This is a genomic window from Alkaliphilus metalliredigens QYMF (assembly GCF_000016985.1).
GTDB lineage: Bacteria > Bacillota > Clostridia > Peptostreptococcales > Natronincolaceae > Alkaliphilus_A > Alkaliphilus_A metalliredigens.
This window is the reverse complement of record NC_009633.1, coordinates 2,117,614-2,139,956: the sequence shown is the minus strand read 5'-3', so window position 1 is coordinate 2,139,956 and position 22,343 is coordinate 2,117,614. Positions and strand designations below refer to the sequence as shown.

Here is a 22,343-nt window from a genome sequence, read left to right as displayed (position 1 = left end):
GTTAAAAACCTGACAAAATCCATGTCAGGTTTTTAACTGTATACTAAAATTCCCTTCAGTTTGTTTGGTTAATTGATTATCTAACTACTTCAACGAGTTTAAAAAGTAGTGATAAATGGTAGTTATATTTAACAGGATATTTGTGTTCCTATGTAGAATTATATATAAACTAGGATGTTTTGGGGGGATTTTTGACAATGAAAAAAATGATTTGGACTTCTATGTGTTTACTCTTATTATTAGCTGTATTTTCTTTTCAATTGGTATTTCCTACAGATACTACGCTTACAGACAATTATCCAGAGGCATATGCTTATTTGGAGCAAGCTAACACACCACTTGAAAAACTTGATCTACTTGAAATACTTAAAACAGATCATACAGCAAATGGTGAAGCCGCTCTACGTATTCTAGCAGAGGAAATGACTGCAATAGGATACATGGCTAACCTCATTTTAGCAGAATTGCATGAGAAAAAGGGAGAAAATCCCGCGGCTTTTTATCAAAAATCATTAAGTTTATATGAAGATAAAGACATACAATTAAAACTAGCAGAAACCCTATATCTAAGAGGTGACTCTCAAGGAGCTAAAGAAATATTTCAAAAGATGATTCCAGATTATAAAGCAATCGAATCTATGATTGAAATAGGTATAGAAAATTCCGTCATAGCAGATATGCTTTTAGAAGGAGATCATCTCAACGAAGCCCTTGATTTTTTAGAGGAAAATATTCCAGATACTGCTGAAGAGGATTTAAACAAACTACATGCCCTAGTATTAGCTGATTCGGGAGAATATAGCAGGGCCTTAGATCTCATGGAGGAAATGATTGATAATGATGATACAGACTTAAACCTCAGATGGTGGTATGGTCGTAGCCTTGAGGCTGTTGGTAAAAAAAATCAAGCAATGAAAACATATAAGGATTTAGGAAAAACAGGAGCATATCGTCTAGGTATTTTAATGCAGGAAAATGGTCAGCTTGAGGAAGCAGCTGCAGCCTTTATCGAAAGCGATTCTCCTATGTCCCGTTGGCGAGGAGCAAGAATTTTAGATGATTTAAATAAGCAAGAGGAAGCCTTACATGTCTATTATGAATTAGCTAAGGAAGAAAGCTCTTATCAGGAAGATGCCGCCTATCGTGCTTATATTCTTCAAAATCAATTGAGTCAACCAATTGCTAGTGAATTGTTGAAGGTATTAGAAAATTCGCCTGCATGGATGGTGACTTTAGGAAAAGAACCTATCTGGGATGTTTTGGTAGATGTGGACTATATGCTTCCAGAATTTCTAAGTAGGGTTGAGGATTATGAAGAAGCAGAAGAAGACCAAATGGCGGCAATAGAAAAGGCAATAGGTGAAAAGCATGCAACTAATGCAGAAAAGCTTGGCTTGGGAGTGTGGTATCAACAGCAAGGACAGTATTATATGTCTGTAAGGTGGGGGATCAGGGCTTTAAGAGAAAAAAATAGCCGTCAGGCATATGAATTAACCTACCAAAAACCCTTTGAAAATGAAGTTTTAGCTGCTGCAGAAGAGTTTGAGATAGATCCATACTTAATTTGGGCAGTTATGAGGGAGGAAAGTCATTACAGGCCAGATGTTTTTTCAATAGCAGGAGCCCAAGGACTAATGCAGATTATGCCAGCCACCGGTGAGGATATAGCCAATAGATTAAGGGTTAGCTATACGAATGAGGATATGTTAAATCCAGAAAAAAATATTCGCTTTGGAACCTTTTACCTGCGTTCTATGTTAAATATGTTTTCAGGAGATATAGATAAAGCTCTGGCAGCCTATAATGGTGGCCCAGGTAATGTTAGAAAGTGGAGTGGAACTTCCATAGGATCAACACCAGAAGGATTTCCGACTTCCATTGCCTTTATGGAAACAAGACGATATATTACTAAGGTGAGAAACACTTATTATACCTACCTATGGCTTTATGAAGATTAAAAATTCCTTCTCCTCTCCAATAAAGTAGGGTAACTATTTTCATAGCTACCCCCTTATCAAACTGCACGTGCCCTACTAAGGCATAGGGCTTACCAACGTGTTTTAAATGAATCAATGTTTTGTAAGAACTTTCATTGCGTCTATTTTGGATATAAGGTCAGGAGTATAGTATTCCTGTCCTTTTTCTTTTAGTTTTTCGATCTTCTTTTGCTGAGAAAGTTTCAATTGTTTCGCCATCTATCCCTCCACAGCCTTTGTTATCTTTAACTTGTTTCTATCTTGCATTAACTTTCTTTCAACTAAAAGTTGTCCATAAATGCTATGCACTTTGAGTTTCAATTCCTAATTCATTTATTATCCTTCACCTTTCTTGTGTTCTTCCGGTTCGTTTTTACTAACGTAGCTTTGCCGTTGTCATTACACATGATAAACTATTTTAATTCGGCTGATTCATTGAATTAAAATTATTGACTTCCCATTCTTTTCGCATAGTCGTCAATTTCCCCCGCCACCTGTGCTTCACACCTCTGTATTTCGGTCTGCTAGTCCGCCTATGGACCTCTCGGTTTTCCACGTCTCCTTCAGACAAAACCTCACGACATTGCCCTAGACTAGGCTTCCTAGGTTGTATCGGCACTCCTAGGGAAGGACTTTCACCTTCGAGACCTCTTAATCGCCCAAACTCTTGACTCGTTTTTACTGCATTTAGTATCATAGTCGCTGTTTTTAACACTTAGAATTCCATAAGCTATGGCTTATGAATGTGCGACTGCCTGTCGTACAAAAAAGCCAGAGATCACAATAACCACTAGCCTAAATTTGCCTATATTAAATTTTGACGTACAATTGGGTGCAAAAAACCTTCACAAGCAGCATAGGTTATACCATGTCACTTTTGCAGTGAACTCTTAGATTTGTTGTTCTTAAAGTGCACACTTATTCTTTGTGGCCAATTTGTTGATGAATATTGAAGCCATCTAATAACCTACCTAAGTTCTCGATTACCAATACCAATAGATGTTCCCGTGGTACCATCTAGCCACTTAAATGTCCCTTTTTCAAGGCGTTTATAATGAAGCAAAAAACCATTAAATAAATAAGGCTTTAATATGTCTTTTTTATAATCGGGGATTTCCACAGATAACCATTGCTTTTGATCAATCTTAGAAGCCTCTTTCTTAAGCTTTCGTACCCAATAGTTCAAGGCATGAAAATTAACTTGATTTGCTTCACTCCACTTTTTTGCTGATAAGCCCCTTGATCGATATGCTTCGATACACTCCGTCCACATCGATATAATTTCATTATTACTCATGATGAGCATCCTACTTTTCAGAAGAATTATCTCATGATTGGCAATCAGTTAAAATGTGGGTTGGGTTTGACGCTTACGTTTGAATAAAATATTAAGTATAACAATGATGTTATTGCCCAAGATACAGGATAGCAACTTAACACCATCATTAATGTTGGATGAAAAGGAACCACGAACAATATCCATAAAATTCGGGAAAAACATGAACCAAAGAGCGTTATGAACATTGGCTTGACAGACTCTCCAGTACCACGTATCGCACCAGGCAAAACTGCACCTAAAACATACAGAACATAGAGAGGGGCGAGAAAATGCATAATTTCAGAAGTAATTGCAATGACATCGCTATCCTCTATAAGCAAACGACCCAGCGGTACATTCCAAATATAAAGAATACAACTCACAAGGGAAACTAATAATAATGATATGATAGCGCCAACACGCACACCCTTAGTTGCACGATCATATTTTTGTGCACCATAGTTCTGTGCAACAAAAGTTGAAATAGTAGTACAAAAGGCATCCGATATATACCAAACCAAAAAATCTAGTTTACCACATACCGCCCAAGCGGCAATGCTGTTAATGCCAAATGAATTTATTCTGGTTTGTATAATCATGTTTGAAATTGGATATAGTGTAGACTGAATTCCAACAGGTAATCCTAGTTTAATAAACTCTTCTACATGCAGTTTATGTAAACGTATTTTACGGAGATATATCTTGCAAGGCAACTCCGTTCTTATCAGAGATATAACCACTAGAATAGCACATAAAAATTGAGATATTACCGTGGCTAAACCCGCACCTACGACACCAAGGTCGAATACGGCTATAAACAATAGATCTAAAGCTATGTTTATTATGTTGGCGATAATTAAAAAGTAAAATGGTGTTTTAGAATTTCCTACAGCTCTGAAAATTCCTGCACCAATATTGTAGGTCATCGATGCAGCCATACCGCTGAAAAAAATAATTACATATATAAGCGCATCGTCGTAAATACCTTTTGGTACCTTTAGTAGATTTATGAAAAATGGTGATATGAAGATAGCTATGATTGATAATACAAATCCCCCAATAAGTGCAAATATTATCGCTGTATGGCAAGCATTCGATAACTTTTCCATTTTTTTTGCACCAAAGTATTGAGATATGATAATTGTTGCACCAGAGGAAATTCCTACAAAAAAATTAACTGGCAATTTTGTAAGAGTATAAACAGATTCTATAGCAGCCAAAGCTTCTTTACCAGCAAATCGTCCTATAATAATTGCATCCACCGTTGTGTACAGAGATTGTAATAGGATGCCAAATAATATTGGCATGGCGAACATTAACACTCTCTGCCAGACGACACCTTCTGTTAAATCATATTTTCTTTCACTTAATTCCAAATTACCACCTTATCTCTTCTAAGATTGTGCTGTAACTTTATTCAAAAGTCAGCTTAATGTGCTCCATCGCTTCATATGCATAATTCATCGCATTATATCCTTCTGTATCTTTCGTAATGATCCACCCGATTCTCCCTGCATTATCAATAGGATCACCAACAGTTTTGCCAATACAATCCTCCACTTTAAAGGAATCAATATGTGAATCCGATGCTAAAGTGTCAACACCTACAATATTCACTATTTTTCCACCGCGATGTGGAGTTAAAAACCTAACGCAAGCACTAGAAATACCAGTTTCTTTCTTAGTAATACTTGGTTCTATTCCAATAGAAAGATCCACAAAAGCACGCAATATATCAACGTTGCATACTAATTTGATTATTTCTGCAATATAATCACCAGCAACTCTTGGATTAATTTCGACAATTCTAGGACCTGCATCTGTAAGCTTTACTTCAGTGTGACTCACTCCATAATCATATCCCGCAGCTTGTAATGCCTTTACCACATAACCTGAGATTTTCAACTTCATATCATGTGATATATTTGCTGGAAACATGTGGGCATCCTCTATAAAATAAGGCGCTCCCATTAAGGATTTCTGTGTAATTCCAATAATCGTTGTTTCTCCATTAAATGTTACGGCTTCTACGCTCACTTCGTTGCCTTCCATGTATTTTTCCAAAAGATACGTACAATCTCGTTCTTGATCTCTCCAATTTATTGGGAAAGCATTAAGCTGATGATAAGCATCTCGTAAATCCTCTTCGCTTCTAATTAGTCGAACGTAGGCACTAGAAGAAAGATCCACCGGCTTCAATACAACCGGATATCCGATATTTTTTGCCACCAATAATACCTCATCCCAATTATAGGCTAAACCATACTGTGGATTAGAAATACCGGCTGCATCCAATGTCTGTCGTAATTTTTGTTTGTACCTTACGTTCTTGACAGCCTTGGGAAATGGGCACGGAATACTCAATTCCTTGGCAACTTCCACCACTGTTTCAATATAATAATCGCATGTTGTAATGACACCATCAAATTTCTTACCTAAAATGGTATCCAACACCACTGAAGCGTCATTAGTATTGGCCTCAATTATTTCATCTGCATGTTGAATTACCACATGTTCATTAGAGTGAAAAGAACTCTTGAAAATCCCTTTGCTTCGAGTAATAAATGTGTAAGTATGCCCCAACTGTTTGAGTAACTTAGGAAGTAATACTGCATTACCACCTATAAAACTTTCAATCATCAATAAATGTGCCATATAAACTCTCCTTATTTTTTATATACTAACTCAATTTGTTTTATTGCTTGTTCACCATATTGACGAGCACTATAGCCCGCTGTATCTTGGGCGATAACATGTCCAAGATAGCATGTGTTGTCAATAGGCTGTTTAACATATCGATCTGAGCACTCCGGTATGTGGTAACGCAAAATATTCGGGTTATCTTTAAGGGATTCTACTCCTTTTATCTGAGAAATGGTTCCCTCTCGTGGTGGAATAAAAAATAACGATGCTGCACTGACTATACCCGTGTTAGTCATTGAAAGTTCAGGTTTTTCTCCTAGGGATAGTCCAACAAATATTCTTAAAAGATTCAGACCCGTAACATGCTCAATTAACTCAACAATGTAATTACCAGGTACTCTTGGATTAATTTCAATAATTCTTGGGCCTGACTTTGTTAACTTAACTTCAGTATGTGCCACTCCATTTTCAAAGCCTACAGCGTCTAAGACACTTTTAACATATTCTGTAATTTCTTCATATTTATTCTCATCCATATTTGCAGGAAACATATGTCCAGTTTCTATGAAATAAGGTTTGCCTATCAAAGACTTATCCGTTATGCCAATTATAGTTGTTTTGCCTTCAAAAGACACACTCTCCACACTTACTTCTTCACCAGGCAAAAATTCTTCTAATAGAACCACAGAATTTCTTGGCTGTTCTCTATAATTGACACTGAATTCTTCAAGGGCATCAAAAGCTTCCTTTAATTCTTCCTCATTTTTGATAAGGCGTACAAATGAACTCGAATCTAAATCAACTGGCTTTATAATAAGTGGATAGCCGATTTGCCTGGCTGCGGCTACTATTTCTTCCCAGGAATTTGCAAGCCGAAATATAACGTTTGCAATGTCTGACGATTCCAAAGTTTGTCGCATTAAATGTTTTTGGCGTATATGCTTCAAATTATTGGGTAGAGGACATGGAAGACCAAATTCATTAGCTACACTACGCACCGCTTCAAAATAATAGTCGCAAGCGGTTATGACACCGTCAAATTTTATATCCTTTACAGCTAGAATTAATTCTTTAATATTGTTTGTATCCACTTCAATTGTATTTTCAGCATTTTTAAAAAGTGGATGTTCTCCTTCGTAATCTGCAGACTTATAAAGTGACGGATTTCGTGTCACAAAAGTATACGTATGTCCCATTTTATTTAGTAACGGTAAAATAAGATTACCACTATCGCTTATCCAGCCTTCGATTATCAATAAATGAGCCATAGTTTGCACCTCCTCATAAAAATATATTTTTCTAACTGGCTGATTCTCTTGATTCAATATCAAGTCCACGGGCTATTAGGTATTCCGCAATGCGAGTAACACCTATGCCCACACCACTGTGGGTACAATTTGGATTGGTAGGATCAATAAACAGATTCCCACCGCCAGCAATGGCTTTCTCATAACCAGGAACTCTTGCATCATAAATAAACGTTGTGTATGCATCCCATGTTTTCGGCATATATGGCACAAGGACTATGGATTGTTGTCCACACACTTTACCAAGTGCATTATATATCTCTTCTAAGCTTTCTATTGCCTCCAGTGCTGTCTTACCATTCAGCGTATCCTTAAGAATATCAAAGGTCAGTCTGCCTTCACTTGATAGTTTCATGAGGTATCTTAATTTCTCAGCAAAGACTGGATTCCCGCCCTCTTTTATGTAGCGAGAATAAAAAGAATCCCCATCTTCATTGCACACATCCATTAAAGCTGAAACCTCTAACATATCATCGATAGAATACTGTTTACAAAGCGACTTAAATATCCGTTTATCTGTGATTCTAAAATATAAGTCATCTAAAGGAAGTTCCTGTAGACATTTATACAAGGTACTTATAGAATCAATTGATAGCAATGTATCATCTTGTCCAAATATTTCATAACCAATTTGCCAAAATGAAAAAGTTTTACCTTCTTCTATATCCAAGAGGGATTCGTTTCTCATCATCTCCTGTGAATAAAAAATTTTATTTTCTTTGTTCAGCAAATTATTGCGATTTAAATACTCATATACGCGAAAAGTATATTCTGGCGACAGTATATACTTTTTATCCTTAAATAAGAAATCTACAAATACTTTTGTGAAATATGAACCAAGCATTTGAATATGACTTTCATAAACAGAGCGTTTAGAAATAATGCCACCGTAGAAATATTCAAACTCAAGGGATAACAATTTTTTTTCTAACGCTGTTCGAATTAATAGAAAAGTATGAGCATTTTTTCCAATCCATTCTTTAGACCCATTGATAAACATAGTATTTCTCCTTTTCTCGTATTTTAAATTGCTGATAGATGACAAACCAATCGATCCAGGGACGACAGAAATTCTTTGTCATACAAAGCGAGATTGATTCTAAAAGCGAAACCAAAAGTCTCGTCAAGACCGTTTAAAAATGACGGGTAAAATGCTTTTCCCGTACTGAAAATAACATCTTCAATGAATGAATATGATTTGATTTGATCAAAGGTCAAATTGTTAAAATATAGTGTAAGAAGAGAGCCTGTAATAATATTATCACTCTCCACATTATCTTTTGAACGAATAATGCTTTGAACTTCATCGCCAGCAGTTGTCATAAATTTTCTATATACCTTTTGGCATTCATCATAATTTGAATCTAAGAAATGGGTTATTGCACTGAGAGATGATGCAGGCAAATTTCCAGTCAAAACGTCAACCCAATGTTCAATAAAGGTATCAAATCTTTCTGGATAAATTATGGATGCAAACTTAAAAGTATTTAAGCACAGAGATTTGTGAGGCGAGTATATTGCTATAAAATTATTCCTGTTTTTAACTCGTCGAATAAGTTCATTCCCCGGTACGCAAAAACATTCGTCAGAAATAATCAATGTCCCCCTATCCATGAGGTCATGAATCATGTTTTCTGTTTCTTGACTATGATAGACACTAGTAGAAAATATAGGTGACGTAATCCAGATGACATCATAATGGGCTTTAACAAGTTCTTCATAGGGAAGTACATATTGTCCATTTGTTCGTTTCAAATTAATTTCATCATATTCAATAGAGAAAGCTTTTAGGGCCTGTGCAATGGAAAAATAGGCAGGATTAATAATACATATTTTCTTGTATTTATACTGTTTAATCATATTAACAAGTGTAATAATTGCCTGCGTACCATTATCTACAAATGTAATCCCCATTTCATCACCAGTCGAGGGATCCAACTTTTTCTTTACACGATTGAGGATTTTTTTATCCATAGAGTAAGTATATACATATTCTAAGGTCTTTGTTTCAGGCATTTTCATTTTAGAAAGCATCGCATTGGAATATGCTGAAGAGGATAACCAGTTCGAAACATTATATGGCTGCTTACCATAGATGCCACAGTATCTATTCTGAATTCCTCTCATTTCAAGCATTTGAGTAATTCGATTTATAAACATATGTTTATTCCTCCGTATGCCTTATTTTTTTAACATTGCAACATCAAAGACATTGTTGTCAAAGTAAATATTTTCAACTTTATTCCATGTCCCTTTTAAAGTATCAGTCAATGGATAATTGAATAGAGATTTAAAGCCATTGCCATACCGCATAGAAACCACCACGTCTTCGTTGGTCAAAGTATAAAGATCTTGAAGGATATCTACTTTTTCTGGTATTGTGGATGCAATAATAATATGTGTTGCTTCTTTAGTGAATGTTAATTCAGCATAACCTTGGGAATTGACCTCAGTATCCAATCCCTTCCCTAAAATATTAATAACTTTCTTGGCGTATTCAACAGCTTCTTCGTCAATATCAATTCCAACAACTTTTGCACCTGTTTTTTTAGCTATAAGCAAGGGGGTCATTGGAAAAGCGCCAACACCTATTAAAAGTATTCGAGAGTCCTTATCCACCACAAATTTACCCAATTCTTCTTCAATACAACTTTCAATATTCTTAAAATAATCGGCATGCATATCATTTTCGCTGATCAATGTCATTGCTCTATATTTTTCCATCGTCCAAACACAATGGGCCGATTCTCTTCGTATATTGGCGATTCTATCTTTTATTTCTGACATCTCCAGATCAATAAATTCATCCCAAGTTTGCCTATGATTCACATCTAAAATAAATTCCGTATACTCCTCCAAAGCCATCTCTGCAGCATTAGCAGAGTGAAGACCACGATAATGATCTGAATTTATTTTTGTAAATCTATCTATAAAATCATCTAGTTTACCTAATAAACTATTTACATTTTCATTAACCATGATTGACTCTCTCCTTTCTATTTAAATAAAAGCGGTACCCATAGCAGATAAAAAAACATCTTCTTCAATGGTAACTCTTTGAATGAAGCCATTATCATACGTTGCCTGAGCACATACATAATCACCAGAGGGTTGTGCTATATTAAGTGTTATATCTTCCCTTTGCTTATAGGCCTGATAAGCCGCCAACGAAGCAGATGCTATGCCACAACTATTCTCCCAAATCTCTGTATTCGTTTCCTTTACAAAAATCAAAGGCGATATACTTTGGCTTTTATTTGAAAACAATGTCACGCCTTTTGTAGCATACCCTTCTGCCAGTCCATGATGAAGGATATAATGGGCTAAAGTTTTCGATTGCTCCCCTTGTTGTTCATCATGAACAATTCCTTGACAAACGCCGGAATATTCTACAATTCCAAACTTGATATTTTGACCTCCGTAAGTAATTGATTCTTCTCGAATCTCAGAAGGCAGGGGCATCGTAATTCTTGCACGATAGCCTTTACTCAGCCTTCGTGTTTCGCATTCAATTAGATTTTCACTCCCCGATACTTCGATTTTGCACTGTTTTTTTTCGCCTACTTTCACATTCTCTTCATAGGCTAGGTATGAACATAACGAAGCCACAGCATTTGCACAAAATTCCCCCCCCATCATATGCAATCTACAATAGGCTTGCGGATCAGTTGATGTCTCAACAAAACCTACTTGCTCTCCATAAACCGACTCCATACGCATTAGTTCTTTTGAAAGAAGTACATATTTTTCGCGGGGATAGTCATTTAATACAATAATCGTTGCATTTTTATTGGGATTCATTTTTACAAACTCAATCTTTTCCATAAACCCTCCAAGTTAATATTTAAATAATTTGATGTCTAAAAATCACTCTTTCGGTTTCTAAAGATGTAATTGGATCTATAGAGGCAGCCAGTAATTGCTTGGTATATGTGTGTTTTGGATTATCTATTATTTCATTTGTGCTGCCGGTTTCCACGCAATACCCTTGATGCATCACGATAACACGTTCACAAAAATTGCAAGTCAGCGACAAATCATGGCTTACAAAAACAATCGCAATGCCAAGATCCCTACTCAGTTCGCGAAGCAAATCCATTACTTGTGCTTGAACCAATACATCTAAAGCACTTGTTATCTCATCACATAATAGTATTTTAGGTTGTATTGAAAGTGCGCGGGCAATGGCAATTCTCTGACATTGACCGCCACTTAAATGTTGAGGATAACGGTCAGCCAAATTTGAAGGTATACCTACCTTTTCTAAAAGCCTGTCTATTTCATAGGTGCATTCTACTGAAGACAAAGACGGTCTCAATTGTCGCATATTTTCTATAATAGAACTGCGTAACTTACGGCGCGGATTAAATGATGCGACTGGATTCTGAAATATCATCTGCATGTTTTGATAAATATGTTTTGAGCCTTTTCCACGGAGGCGAGTAATGTCTTTTCCAAGTAGATTAACAGTGCCATTTGTTGTACGTTCTAATCCAGTCAACAACTTTAGCAATGTGCTTTTACCACTGCCGCTTTCCCCTATGATAGCAAGGATCTCTGCTTCTTGTAGTTTAAAACTTATTGGTTTTAGTGCCTCGACTGTATTGTTTTTTTGTTTGAATGTTTTAGTAATGCCACATACCTCTAGAAAAGGTACTGAGCTATTCATAATAACCCCTCCCTCCATGAATCTTGGGAATTGCTTTTAACAAACGCCGGGTATATGGGTGATTGGGATATAGTAATACATCTTTGATATCGCCATATTCTACAATCCGGCCACCATACATAATAGCAATTTTGTCACAAATTCTTGCTATTAAAGATAAATTGTGGGAAACAATAATCATAGAAATATCAGTAATGTCCCGCAGACGCCACAACTGCTCAACTACCTGGGATTGGCTTGTTACATCCAGAGCACCTGTAGGCTCATCCGCCAGCAATAATGATGGTTGCAAAATCATAGAGAGTGCAATGGATATGCGCTGATTCATTCCACCGCTCATTTCATATGGACAACTGGACAAAATTCGTTTTCCATCAGGTAGCCCCAACTTATTAAACAGGTCTAGAATCTCGCCAATTGATGCCTTTCCGTGCCACAACTTATGACTTTTCAATGTTTCAGCAAATTGCTTTCGATAAGGTCGTATAGGATTGAATGTTGTATATGGATTCTGAAGCACGATTCCAATTTCTGTACCTTTCATCTCCCGACGTTGAGCACAAGAAAATTCGGACATATCCTTGCCTTTATACTTGATGAAGCCATCCGACATTCTTATGCCATATTCTACAGGATCAATAATTGATTTTAGTAACGTGCTTTTTCCACAGCCACTTTCACCAGCAATCCCCAGTACATCTCCCTTGTTAAGAGACAAACTTATATTTGTACCAATACAAATTGAGCCATAATTCAACCTTAGATTTTGTATTTGTAATAAAGAATTCTGCAACATACTAACCTTTAACCTCCAATAAGTCTCGGGCTGTATCTCCAAGATAATTAAACAACAATGCGGTCAACACTATGGCTGAACCTGGTGCCAGTACTGTCCATGGTGCCAATTGGACATAGGCCCTTGATTCACTTATCATACTGCCCCATTCAGCTTGTGGCACCTGTACACCAAGTCCTAAAAAAGACAACCCTGCAAAGCCTATTAGCAGCGTTCCTATTTGTATAGTAGCGTTAACCAGTAAAGGTCCAGCGATATTTGGGAGTATATGTACCAACATAATTCTAGTACCACTATTCCCTCCCAAACGGGCTGCATGAACATAATCTTCCTGTTTGGCAGAGATTGTCTGACTTTTAGCAAGTCTTGCATATAGGGTCCAACTGGTAAAACCAAGGGCAATCATCGCATTAATCATGCCACCTCCCAAAGCACCAGCCACTGCAATAGCTAAAACCATTTGAGGAACCGAAAGCAAAATATCTATCAAGCGCATGAAAATACTATCGATAAGCCCACCATAATATCCGCACAGCAACCCTACAAAAGTTCCGAATATAAAGGTTATAAAAACTAATATCAACGTAGCGCAAATACTAGTTTTTGCACCCATCAATACACGACTGAATACGCAACGCCCCAAACTATCCGTACCAAAAATATACTGATGACTTGGCGCCGAACGAATTGCACTCGCATCATTTTTATAGGGACTATTGGGCACTATAAAAGGCGCCAACAAGCTTATAATCAGCAAAAATACAGCAATAATCAGTAATAGTACGAAGCGACGCCTTAAAGGTTCTCTTTTTATTTTCATTTTTCTTAGCCCTCTATTCTTGGGTCCAAGTACTTGTAACTAATATCAATTACTAAATTGGTTACAACATATATGACAGCAGTTAAAAGTACCGACCCTTGTATAACTGGATAATCACGATTTATAATTGCATCCATTACCAGTTTTCCTATGCCTGGCCAACGAAAAATATTCTCTATCACAACACTGCCACCAAGTAAAGCACCAATAGCCAAGCCAATTACCGTAATAATACCTGGTAAAGCATTTCTTAAGGCATTAAAAAAAAGAATATATCTTTCCTTCACACCACGAATTCTTGCAGCACATATATAACCTTTTTTTAATTGGTCCAACATTTCCGCACGTACTTGGCGTATCAGCCGACTACATATAGGAATAGCCAATGATAGTGTTGGTAAAAATAATCCTTGTATATTATTTTGAGCAATAATTGGGAACCATTTGTTACGGATACAAAAGAAATACATCAACAAAATGCATACTAGAAAATTAGGTACGCTATTGCCAACAAAACTGAAAAATCTTATAATGTAATCCATAATACTGTCTTGTCGAATAGCGGTATAAATGCCTATTGGAAACGCGATTATAATTGAAACGCCAATACTAACACTGGATAGAACCAGGGTATATTTAAAAGCGTCTCCAAGTTTTTTTGTAACCGCAATATCATCCTTATAACTAACTCCCATATCACCGCGGAGCAACTTCAGTAACCAATTGCGATATTGTTCCCATAACGGTCTATCTAGTCCCATTTCACTTCTTTGCTGATCTAATAATTCTTGGGAAACGACTACTCCATTAGAAGTTAGACGTTGCTGGACAGGATCTCCGGGGGCAATACTCAATAATGAAAAAGTAAGAATTGAAAGCCCTAACAATATGGGAATTAGCTGCAAAAGACGATTAATAATATACTTTGTCATATTAAAATCCCCCCCGAAAATTATATGGTATTTGATATAATAGTTATTTTTTATCGGTTTTAGAACTAAGTCCATAGAAGTCAAACGGACTTGATTCAGCGTATCCACTTACGCCGGAACGAAGAACTGTCACTTTATTAAAAATCACAACATAACCGTATGCATCATCGTCAATGGCTATTTGTATAATTTCATTAGCCAACTCAGCGCGTTTCACTGTGTTCATTTCACTACCTAACTCAGCTATTAATTTTTCACATTCAGCACTTTTAAATCCGCCTACATTGTAAAATGCACCATCTTTTAAAGTGTTCGTAATAAAGTATTCAGGATCTCCAGATAAATCTGCATTCATGCTATAGAGCGCTATATCAAAATCACTAGTCGCAATATAGGTGCTATCCGGATTTTCGTAACTTGTCAGTACCGCCTGAATTCCGATATTTTTTAGTTGTTCTTGCATCAATGTAGCAAGAACATCGAGGGAGCGGGCAGGATAATACGCGATGTTTACCTCAAGTATTTTTCCATCTTTCTCAAAGTATCCTTCGCCGTTTCGTACATAGCCATCTTTCTCTAGTAGTGATACAGCTGCATCAGTATCAACAGAAGGTTTATGTACTTTTCCATATGCGCTAGAAGAACTAAATGGACCAACTGTAGCACTTACCGTACCACCCAAAAATGAAACAATCTCATTTGCATCAATAGTTAAGTTGATTGCCTTACGAACATTTGCATTCAATCGATTTTGATTTAAGAAGTAGAGTTGGACTCTGGTGGCTGGTACAGTTACAAGCTTATAAGTTTCTGGATCCGCCTTAAATACTTCCATCGCCGCTGCGTTAACGCCGGTATAACCGTCGATTTCTCCATTTTGCATAGCCATCAAAAGTGTATCTTCATCAGACATGCGGTAGAATATAGCTTTGTCTAAAATAACGTCTCCATTCCAGTAATTTTCGTTTCTTGATAGCGTTGTAGTAGTCTGTGGAATGAATTTTTCAACAACAAAAGGTCCAGTTGCAATAATAGCATTATCTAAATCTGTAGTTTTGTCTAAATTTATAATGCCGGTTTCACAATTAGCCAAAGTGTTTAGCATAGTTGGGTATGGCTTTTTGCTCGTAATAGTAAATGTCTTATCATTCACTACTTCATATGCAAAATCAGACATATAGGAAAACCTCGGGTTTTCAACAGCAACACGTTCCAAATTTCTTACCACCATATCTGCTGTCAGCAAATCTCCGTTAGAAAAATTAACATTATCTTTTAGGACAATTGTCCAAACAAGCCCATCCGCTTTTCCTTTTTTAGCTAACAATGGTTCAAGAGAAAAATCGTCTCCCACTTTAAATAGTGTTTCGGTAATTCCATAAGTACTTGTGTGCCACCCACTATACCCCTTGTGTGTATCTAAGCTATCAGGTGCATATTGTGATGCTGTATAAAGTGCTTTTTCATCATGTGCAGATGTGTCCTGCGTCTGTTGGGAGTTTGAACAACCAACTAAAATAAATAGAACAGATAGGCAAATAACTAACATAAAACAATATTTTTTCATAAAGACCTCCATATAAACATATATTTTGTGTATTAAGTCTCAAATGTGTAACCTTCAAGTGTACTTCCACAATCAATTACTTTGTTCTTTTCTAAGACTTCTCACAGCACCATAAACTGTTATCCGTAGGCTATGCCTTCAAATGTACAATCATTTTTGCCTTATATATAACATAAAGCATAAAAATAACACTCCCTCTACAAAATAATTTTTGTCAAGAAGTGTTCACCCTCTGAACCAGTTCTTTCCCCGGAGTACTTATTTGTTTTTTTGCTGCCTACGGCAGGCGTTGCATTGAGATCCTCACCCCTTTCTCAAAATCTCATCCTATACATTTCCTACTTAGTCCTCTGCATTGCTCGTATAGAAAGTGTGAAAATATACCTTGATTTATAAAACGCTCAAAGTATCCTTAAATTTCATATGTAAATTACTTTGTTCGTTTTATATACTCTAAATTATGATTTAGAAAAATAATCCACTACATAACGATATTGCTTGCCACAATGGATAATGACTTCTTTTTGACCTTTTTTCATCAATTTGATTTCTATACGCATTTCTGCATAACCATCATGATGAAAAAGGGCGTCATACAAATCCTGCATTTTTTTGATAACCGCTTCGTTAGTAGTTGTCATTTCAACCCCCCCACCTCTTTGCTTACTATTTCCGTGAAATTTCCCCATCAATACCTTGAGCTCTGCAAGACCCTGTTGTATCTTTATTGAATTTTGCTCTATCAATATTTGTAAAACACTTAGCCCCATATGATGTACCTTCATTGCGTTGCTTGATATTAAAATCTCCAGTCGGATATTGCATAGTGTCTTACCTCCTTTGCTTTTATTCATAAAATGTTTATCACAACATCTTATATATCAACATTTATCTCTACTTTCGATACCGATAATCATTATCAGTGTCATCTCCTATACATTACCATTTATTTCTAAGTCTTGTCAATACTTTTTTTAAAATTTTAACAAAAAAATTCCTCCTTTCTTAAACTTAAAAAGCTTCTGTAAATACCTTCACGCTCTACAAGCTCTTGATGCGTTCCTCTTTGAACAATGCTGTCCCCATCTACCACAAGAATTTGATCTACATTGCGGATAGTAGCCAGGCGATGTGTAATAATGATGATGGTTTTTCCATGCACCAAAGCACTGATCGCCTTTTGTATCGCATGCTCATTTTCCGGGTCCACACTGGCGGTAGCTTCATCTAAGATAATAATAGGGGCATCCTTTAGCATTGCTCTGACGATGGATATTCGTTGTTTTTCACCTCCAGACAATGTACAACCTCCGTCTCCGATAACTATCTCATATCCTTTGGGGAGATCCATAATAAAGTCATGGAAGCAAGATTTTTTTCGGATTCCATGACTTTTTCCATATTAGCCTCAGGTTTTCCGAAACGGATATTGTTGAGCACAGTATCATGAAAAAGATAGACCTTTTGAAACACCATGCTGATGCTCTTTAGTAAGCTGTTGTGATGTTTTGAGGAATAAAGAAGGATACATTCTTTATGACACTTCTTTTATCGTAGGCGAAGGTAGATTACTAAACTCAATATCATAGGAAGAAAGCTGCACCTCCTTGCTGTACTTATCGATAGACTCAGGAATTTTTATATTAATATCTCGCTTGATTGATACGCTCTTCGGATTCCTTCTACCAATACTCTCCTTCCTGCTTGAAAGCTTTTACCACAGGCATCCTCCTTAGATATTCAATGGTAGCCGCAATCATACTTTGGGCAGTTATGAGGGAGGAAAGTCATTATAGACCAGATGTTTTCTCCATAGCAGGAGCCCAAGGACTAATGCAGATTATGCCAGCCACCGGTGAGGATATAGCCAATAGATTAAGGGTTAGCTATACGAATGCGGATATGTTAAATCCGGAGAAAAACATACGTTTTGGAACCTTTTACCTGGGTTCTATGTTAAATATGTTTTCAGGAGATTTAGATAAAGCGCTGGCAGCCTATAATGGTGGCCCAGGTAATGTTAGAAAGTGGAGTGGAACTTCCATAGGATCAACACCAGAAGGATTTCCGACTTCCATTGCCTTTATGGAAACAAGACGATATATTACTAAGGTGAGAAACACTTATTATACCTACCTATGGCTTTATGAAGATTAAAAAGGTGTAAGAACAAGTATTTCAAATTAAAACGGCAATTATCTATGGTGAGATTTTCCCTAAAGCAAGGGAAAATCAATAACCTGCTCCCCTTGCCTTACTACAATGCCAATTAGCGCAACAATACCCAAAAAAGTAGTACGAGATTTTTGTTGCAGCTTTTTTCTACACAAAACAATCTATGTTTTCACTTGCAAACTCACGGAATGTTCTAGGTTTCCGTCCTGTAAGCTGATAAAATTCATCAGTCACCATCTTTGCTGTACCCATTCTTGTCATGAAATATAGAGCTACTGTTACGTTTACATAATTTTTATCCAATCCCCTTTTCTTAATGTAGTCACTTCTATACTTTAAGAAGCTGGGTTTTCTATACATTATTTTCTTTCCAGTGATCTCACTTAAAATTTCAGCTATTTGGTAATAATCCAAAGACTCTGGTCCAGTTATGGTATGGGCTGTGTTTTTATATTTTTCTGGTTCGTGTAATAACGTTGCTACTGAAAGTCCAATGTCTGCTGTATCAATAAAACTTGTTTTACTCTTGCCAGCTGGAATCAATATTTCATTTTTTTCTTTAATTTCTACGGAGTGAATCCCTGATAAATTCTGCATAAAGAATCCGGGTCTAATATGGGCATATGGCACTTGTACTTTTTCAATATACTTCTCAATCTTATGATGAGGAGGTATGGTGTTTTTTTCAACACCCATTAAGGATAAAAAAGAAACCAATTTTATATTATGTGACTTCATAGAATCAATAAAGGGATACAGATCCTCAGGCTTTCCAAGTTGGGGCGGTCTCATTAGAAAGACACGATCTACATCTTTTAATGCCTTATGAAATGTTTCTTTATCTACAAAGTCAAATTTCACTACATCAACCTTATCTCCAAATATTTTCTTTAATTTTTCAACATTGGTTCCGGCTACAACTACCCCTTCTCCCTTATTCAGTAATTCTTTTACGACATATCTTCCTACATTCCCCGATGCTCCGGTTATCAGTATTTTCATTAACCTTTAGCCTCCTTAAGTATTTCATTTGCACTTTGTAGTAATCTGAGAAATACATCAAAATCTGCTACTCCCATTTTTTCCTTAAGAAGCTCCATGGCTTTAAAATATTCATCATGTGTTGATGCAACTAGTTTTTGACCTTTGTCAGTAATAGAAACAGTATAACTTCTCCCATCAGTCACAGATGGTGCTTTAACCAAATATTCTTTTTTAATCAGTTCATTAATCATGGCAGTCACTGAAGGTTTTGTAATTTGAAAGAAATTACTTATCATTAATGGGGTAACAGCTTCGTCTTGCTTCTGAATATAAATAAGCACTCCCATCTCACTTGATCTTATAGGTAACCCCTTTTTTACGTACATTTGCAGTCTGCAAAACATAGCTATTTCTTCTGCTGCTAGAATGATATTTTCCTTCATTACGTCATCTCCTGTATTAAATATTTAGTTAGTTAAGGTAACTAACTAAATTATATGTATTGAATCTATCATTGTCAATATTTTTTTATTACATAGCCAAATGATTTTCTGTAGTTTTTTTTAAATTCCTTCCTCTATACAAAAAAACCCTATACTTCTTGTATAGGGGAACATAAATTACGATTCTGTTTTTAAATAAAGCCTTGTAAACCTATGACTTCAACCGATTCCATCTCTATTAATACCACACACTCTGCAGACGTTTTTTACCAATCAGAGCTTCGCTTCTCTTGGGAAAACTTTTCACAAGACGTAGATCTACTTACTTGGTAATGGCTCTTTAAGCGTTTTTTCCTTTTCTGGTTGTTTTAATTTTCTTGTTCTGCGCTTTAACACTCAAACGGTGTTATCATTTCTTGAAAGCAATTAAATAATAATTATCATCTAACTCTTTTTCAAGCTTTTTTACTTTTTCTAGATGATTACTATCTAGATTAGCCAAAGGTACTTCGCTTAGCTTATTTTTAATTTCCACTTATAACCCTCCCTTATATTACTAGTTCATAGGCTTAAATTAACCCAATCATTTCCATAAATCCTTTCAAAGTGTCACCCCACTACTGACGACCCAGACTCTTGAAATATTCTCAAGGGTGCTCCTTCTTGGTCATAGATCCATCAACTTCGTTTCACTCCACTCAGGATGACAAATTATGGATTAATTTAACGCTAATGATTATTAGTTTAATTGATACCAATACATTAAACTAATATTATTATGATTTCTGATTTTAGAATATTTATTACAGTAAAAAAAATGAAACATTATTAATATAATGATTGTATAAGCTGTGATCTCCAACCGTACTTTTTCGTTGATTATATAAGCTACACACCGCTTTACAAGTAATGTAGTGCTTAGAAAAACAATTCCATAAAATAACAAAATCAGACGCCTTAGCCCTAGGAATACCAATTTATTATTGCTTAATGGAATAATAATGCAATTTAGCGCGGTCTGACGTCCCCATGTCTTTTACTTTCTTTGTAGCAAATTAGCTTATCTTCGTTTGCGATAAATCAATCACCCTATTACATAATCGATTTATAAGGTGCTTTTCATGACTTACCACAACAATACCTATATTTTGCTTCCTTGCAACATCAAGCACTACATGCCATATTTGTGCCTGTGTAATAGCATCTAGCATGGTAGTCATTTCATCAGCAATAAGAAATCTTGTCTGTAAACCCAAAGCCCTTGCCACACAAAACCTTTGAAGCTCACCACCGGATAACTCATTGGGCCATCGCTTCAGCCAAGCCTTTTCGATACCAAGGGCTTCAAGAACCTCATCATTAGGTTCCCATCCCTCCTGAAGTGTATCTTTCATATGCCATCGTCCATTTACCGCCTTCTCAGGATGTTGAAACACTAGTTGAACAGGATTATATCCTTTTTTAGGCAGGTTTTTTTCATCTAATGTTACGCTACCTTCACAGGGTTTTTCATAGCCAGCCAAGATCCTACCAAGTGTCGTTTTACCGCAACCACTTGACCCCATAATTCCAACTACTTCCCCTGCCTCTATGGCAATATCTCTCTTCCTTAATACCCATGGGGCTCTTCCGTATCTAAAACCTATATTTTCCCCTTTAAGTAGCATGAATACACCTCACCATTCCATTACGTATTATACGGGCCTGGGGCTGTACCTTACTACAATGGGATGTAGCTAAGTTACATCGGGGTTCAAATAAGCAGCCAGATGGTAAAGCACTAGGTAATGGTTGAAATCCCTTAATGGGTATAAAATCGTTTTGGGGTAATGCCCTCCACAGCGCCTTGCTATAGGGATGTCTTAGTTCTTCACCTTTACCTTTAAAGTCTTTTACTGGTGCCACTTCAACAGTAGTGCCGGCATAGAATACAGCAATACGATCTGCAATTTTTAAGGCCGTTTCTATATCATGGGTAATTAACATGACTGCAGCCCCATCATCCGCCAGCTTTCTAAAGCATTTAATAGCTTCCTGAACAGATGCAGTATCCATTCCTGGTGTCGGCTCATCAGCAATGATTAACTCTGCTCCACTTACCACAGCAGTGGAGACCAATACTCTTCGTGCCATTCCACCTGACAATTGGAATGGAAATAGATTCTCAACCTCTGGCTTTAAATGATATCTAGCAAAAACTTCCCTTTGAGCTTTAATAGGATCTGCATCCTTTACTGAAGTTCTAACCTGCTTTCCTACCCGCATTAGGGGATCTAAATAATTTACTGATTGAGGCACCAAAGCTATTTCCTGCCCCCTTAACTGTTGCTGTTTCTTGGGTGTTAATGTCTCCCCCTTGTAGGAAATCTTTCCTTCTACCGTTGCATTGCTAGGTAGAATGCCAAGAATTGCATGGGCTAGCAGGCTTTTCCCGGAACCACTGGACCCCACCACCGCTAATACCTCTCCTGGATGGATATCTATATTAAGACTGCTGATCACCCTCAGGTTTTTTTGTTGTAATCCTTTTGTATATTGAACAAAAGATACAGACAGCTCTTCTACCTGAAGGACCGCTTCTGTTTTTTTCGATAACTTAATCGACTTCATGATTTTTTGAATTTCTACCTGTTTTGGCCCAACTAATTTTTCTTCTTCCTTTTTAAGTGATGATGCTACAGACAATGCCTCTCTCCCCTTCCCATAATCACGA

General features: G+C 36.6%; 23 protein-coding genes. 2 read left to right on the top strand and 21 right to left on the bottom strand.

Annotated features, from left to right (window positions below; genetic code table 11):
• Positions 1 to 197: 197 nt before the first annotated feature.
• Positions 198 to 1,958 carry a lytic transglycosylase domain-containing protein gene (locus tag AMET_RS10170; RefSeq protein ID WP_012063199.1) on the top strand — a complete coding sequence of 587 codons (1,761 nt, stop codon included), beginning with the start codon at positions 198 to 200 and terminating at the stop codon, positions 1,956 to 1,958.
• Positions 1,959 to 2,069: 111 nt separating this feature from the next.
• On the opposite strand, the gene AMET_RS26905 is transcribed toward AMET_RS10170, so the two are convergent.
• The 16 genes from AMET_RS26905 to AMET_RS25035 all read right to left on the bottom strand — a co-directional run bounded on the left by AMET_RS26905 (position 2,070) and on the right by AMET_RS25035 (position 17,379).
• Positions 2,070 to 2,195, bottom strand: coding sequence for a hypothetical protein (locus tag AMET_RS26905; RefSeq protein WP_278184247.1), 126 nt, complete (start codon positions 2,193 to 2,195; stop codon positions 2,070 to 2,072).
• Between the two features lie 748 nt (positions 2,196 to 2,943).
• Positions 2,944 to 3,273, bottom strand: a complete 330-nt coding sequence (tnpA, locus tag AMET_RS10160; RefSeq protein WP_041720620.1) for an IS66 family insertion sequence element accessory protein TnpA — start codon at positions 3,271 to 3,273, stop codon at positions 2,944 to 2,946.
• A gap of 44 nt (positions 3,274 to 3,317) precedes the next feature.
• Positions 3,318 to 4,670 (bottom strand): MATE family efflux transporter, encoded by a 1,353-nt coding sequence (locus AMET_RS10155; protein WP_012063197.1) that lies wholly within the window; start codon positions 4,668 to 4,670, stop codon positions 3,318 to 3,320.
• Between the two features lie 37 nt (positions 4,671 to 4,707).
• Positions 4,708 to 5,949, bottom strand: a complete 1,242-nt coding sequence (locus AMET_RS10150; protein WP_012063196.1) for an ATP-grasp domain-containing protein — start codon at positions 5,947 to 5,949, stop codon at positions 4,708 to 4,710.
• 11 nt (positions 5,950 to 5,960) lie between these two features.
• Positions 5,961 to 7,205: an ATP-grasp domain-containing protein gene (locus AMET_RS10145; protein WP_012063195.1), complete on the bottom strand. Its 1,245-nt coding sequence runs from the start codon at positions 7,203 to 7,205 to the stop codon at positions 5,961 to 5,963.
• A 31-nt stretch (positions 7,206 to 7,236) separates the two neighbouring features.
• The gene (locus AMET_RS10140; RefSeq protein WP_012063194.1) at positions 7,237 to 8,244 is read right to left on the bottom strand and encodes an ATP phosphoribosyltransferase regulatory subunit; all 1,008 of its coding nucleotides are present in this window, start codon (positions 8,242 to 8,244) and stop codon (positions 7,237 to 7,239) included.
• Positions 8,245 to 8,267: 23 nt separating this feature from the next.
• Positions 8,268 to 9,404, bottom strand: coding sequence for a PLP-dependent aminotransferase family protein (locus AMET_RS10135; protein WP_012063193.1), 1,137 nt, complete (start codon positions 9,402 to 9,404; stop codon positions 8,268 to 8,270).
• A gap of 21 nt (positions 9,405 to 9,425) precedes the next feature.
• Positions 9,426 to 10,223: an RlmF-related methyltransferase gene (locus AMET_RS10130; RefSeq protein ID WP_012063192.1), complete on the bottom strand. Its 798-nt coding sequence runs from the start codon at positions 10,221 to 10,223 to the stop codon at positions 9,426 to 9,428.
• A gap of 21 nt (positions 10,224 to 10,244) precedes the next feature.
• Entirely contained in the window at positions 10,245 to 11,069 is an 825-nt protein-coding gene (locus AMET_RS10125; protein ID WP_012063191.1) for a hypothetical protein, read from the bottom strand.
• A 19-nt stretch (positions 11,070 to 11,088) separates the two neighbouring features.
• A complete protein-coding gene (locus AMET_RS10120) occupies positions 11,089 to 11,913 on the bottom strand; it encodes an ABC transporter ATP-binding protein (RefSeq protein ID WP_012063190.1) in 825 nt (274 codons plus the stop codon).
• Positions 11,906 to 12,709: an ABC transporter ATP-binding protein gene (locus tag AMET_RS10115; protein ID WP_012063189.1), complete on the bottom strand. Its 804-nt coding sequence runs from the start codon at positions 12,707 to 12,709 to the stop codon at positions 11,906 to 11,908. The genes AMET_RS10120 and AMET_RS10115 overlap by 8 nt, the downstream gene beginning before the upstream one ends.
• 1 nt (position 12,710) lies before the next feature.
• The gene (locus AMET_RS26550) at positions 12,711 to 13,322 is read right to left on the bottom strand and encodes an ABC transporter permease (protein ID WP_278184246.1); all 612 of its coding nucleotides are present in this window, start codon (positions 13,320 to 13,322) and stop codon (positions 12,711 to 12,713) included.
• A gap of 212 nt (positions 13,323 to 13,534) precedes the next feature.
• On the bottom strand, positions 13,535 to 14,461 hold the full coding sequence (nikB, locus tag AMET_RS10105) for a nickel ABC transporter permease (protein WP_012063187.1): 927 nt from the start codon (positions 14,459 to 14,461) through the stop codon (positions 13,535 to 13,537).
• A gap of 43 nt (positions 14,462 to 14,504) precedes the next feature.
• The gene (locus tag AMET_RS10100) at positions 14,505 to 16,028 is read right to left on the bottom strand and encodes an ABC transporter substrate-binding protein (protein WP_012063186.1); all 1,524 of its coding nucleotides are present in this window, start codon (positions 16,026 to 16,028) and stop codon (positions 14,505 to 14,507) included.
• A 458-nt stretch (positions 16,029 to 16,486) separates the two neighbouring features.
• Positions 16,487 to 16,813 (bottom strand): hypothetical protein, encoded by a 327-nt coding sequence (locus tag AMET_RS26545; RefSeq protein WP_242661428.1) that lies wholly within the window; start codon positions 16,811 to 16,813, stop codon positions 16,487 to 16,489.
• A 197-nt stretch (positions 16,814 to 17,010) separates the two neighbouring features.
• On the bottom strand, positions 17,011 to 17,379 hold the full coding sequence (locus tag AMET_RS25035; RefSeq protein ID WP_456297477.1) for an ATP-binding cassette domain-containing protein: 369 nt from the start codon (positions 17,377 to 17,379) through the stop codon (positions 17,011 to 17,013).
• Positions 17,380 to 17,771: 392 nt separating this feature from the next.
• On the opposite strand from AMET_RS25035, the gene AMET_RS10085 reads away from it, so the two are divergent.
• A complete protein-coding gene (locus tag AMET_RS10085) occupies positions 17,772 to 18,185 on the top strand; it encodes a lytic transglycosylase domain-containing protein (protein WP_049765244.1) in 414 nt (137 codons plus the stop codon).
• Positions 18,186 to 18,350: 165 nt separating this feature from the next.
• On the opposite strand, the gene AMET_RS10080 is transcribed toward AMET_RS10085, so the two are convergent.
• The 5 genes from AMET_RS10080 to AMET_RS10065 all read right to left on the bottom strand — a co-directional run bounded on the left by AMET_RS10080 (position 18,351) and on the right by AMET_RS10065 (position 22,315).
• Positions 18,351 to 19,205 carry an SDR family oxidoreductase gene (locus AMET_RS10080; protein WP_012063183.1) on the bottom strand — a complete coding sequence of 285 codons (855 nt, stop codon included), beginning with the start codon at positions 19,203 to 19,205 and terminating at the stop codon, positions 18,351 to 18,353.
• Complete coding sequence (locus AMET_RS10075; protein WP_012063182.1) at positions 19,205 to 19,630, bottom strand: MarR family winged helix-turn-helix transcriptional regulator; 426 nt, start codon at positions 19,628 to 19,630, stop codon at positions 19,205 to 19,207. The genes AMET_RS10080 and AMET_RS10075 overlap by 1 nt, the downstream gene beginning before the upstream one ends.
• A 409-nt stretch (positions 19,631 to 20,039) precedes the next feature.
• Positions 20,040 to 20,165, bottom strand: a complete 126-nt coding sequence (locus tag AMET_RS26900; RefSeq protein ID WP_278184245.1) for a hypothetical protein — start codon at positions 20,163 to 20,165, stop codon at positions 20,040 to 20,042.
• Positions 20,166 to 20,685: 520 nt separating this feature from the next.
• Positions 20,686 to 21,297 carry an ABC transporter ATP-binding protein gene (locus tag AMET_RS10070; protein WP_012063181.1) on the bottom strand — a complete coding sequence of 204 codons (612 nt, stop codon included), beginning with the start codon at positions 21,295 to 21,297 and terminating at the stop codon, positions 20,686 to 20,688.
• A complete protein-coding gene (locus AMET_RS10065; protein WP_330368737.1) occupies positions 21,287 to 22,315 on the bottom strand; it encodes an ABC transporter ATP-binding protein in 1,029 nt (342 codons plus the stop codon). Before AMET_RS10065 ends, AMET_RS10070 begins: the two co-directional genes overlap by 11 nt.
• Between the last annotated feature and the right edge of the window lie 28 nt (positions 22,316 to 22,343).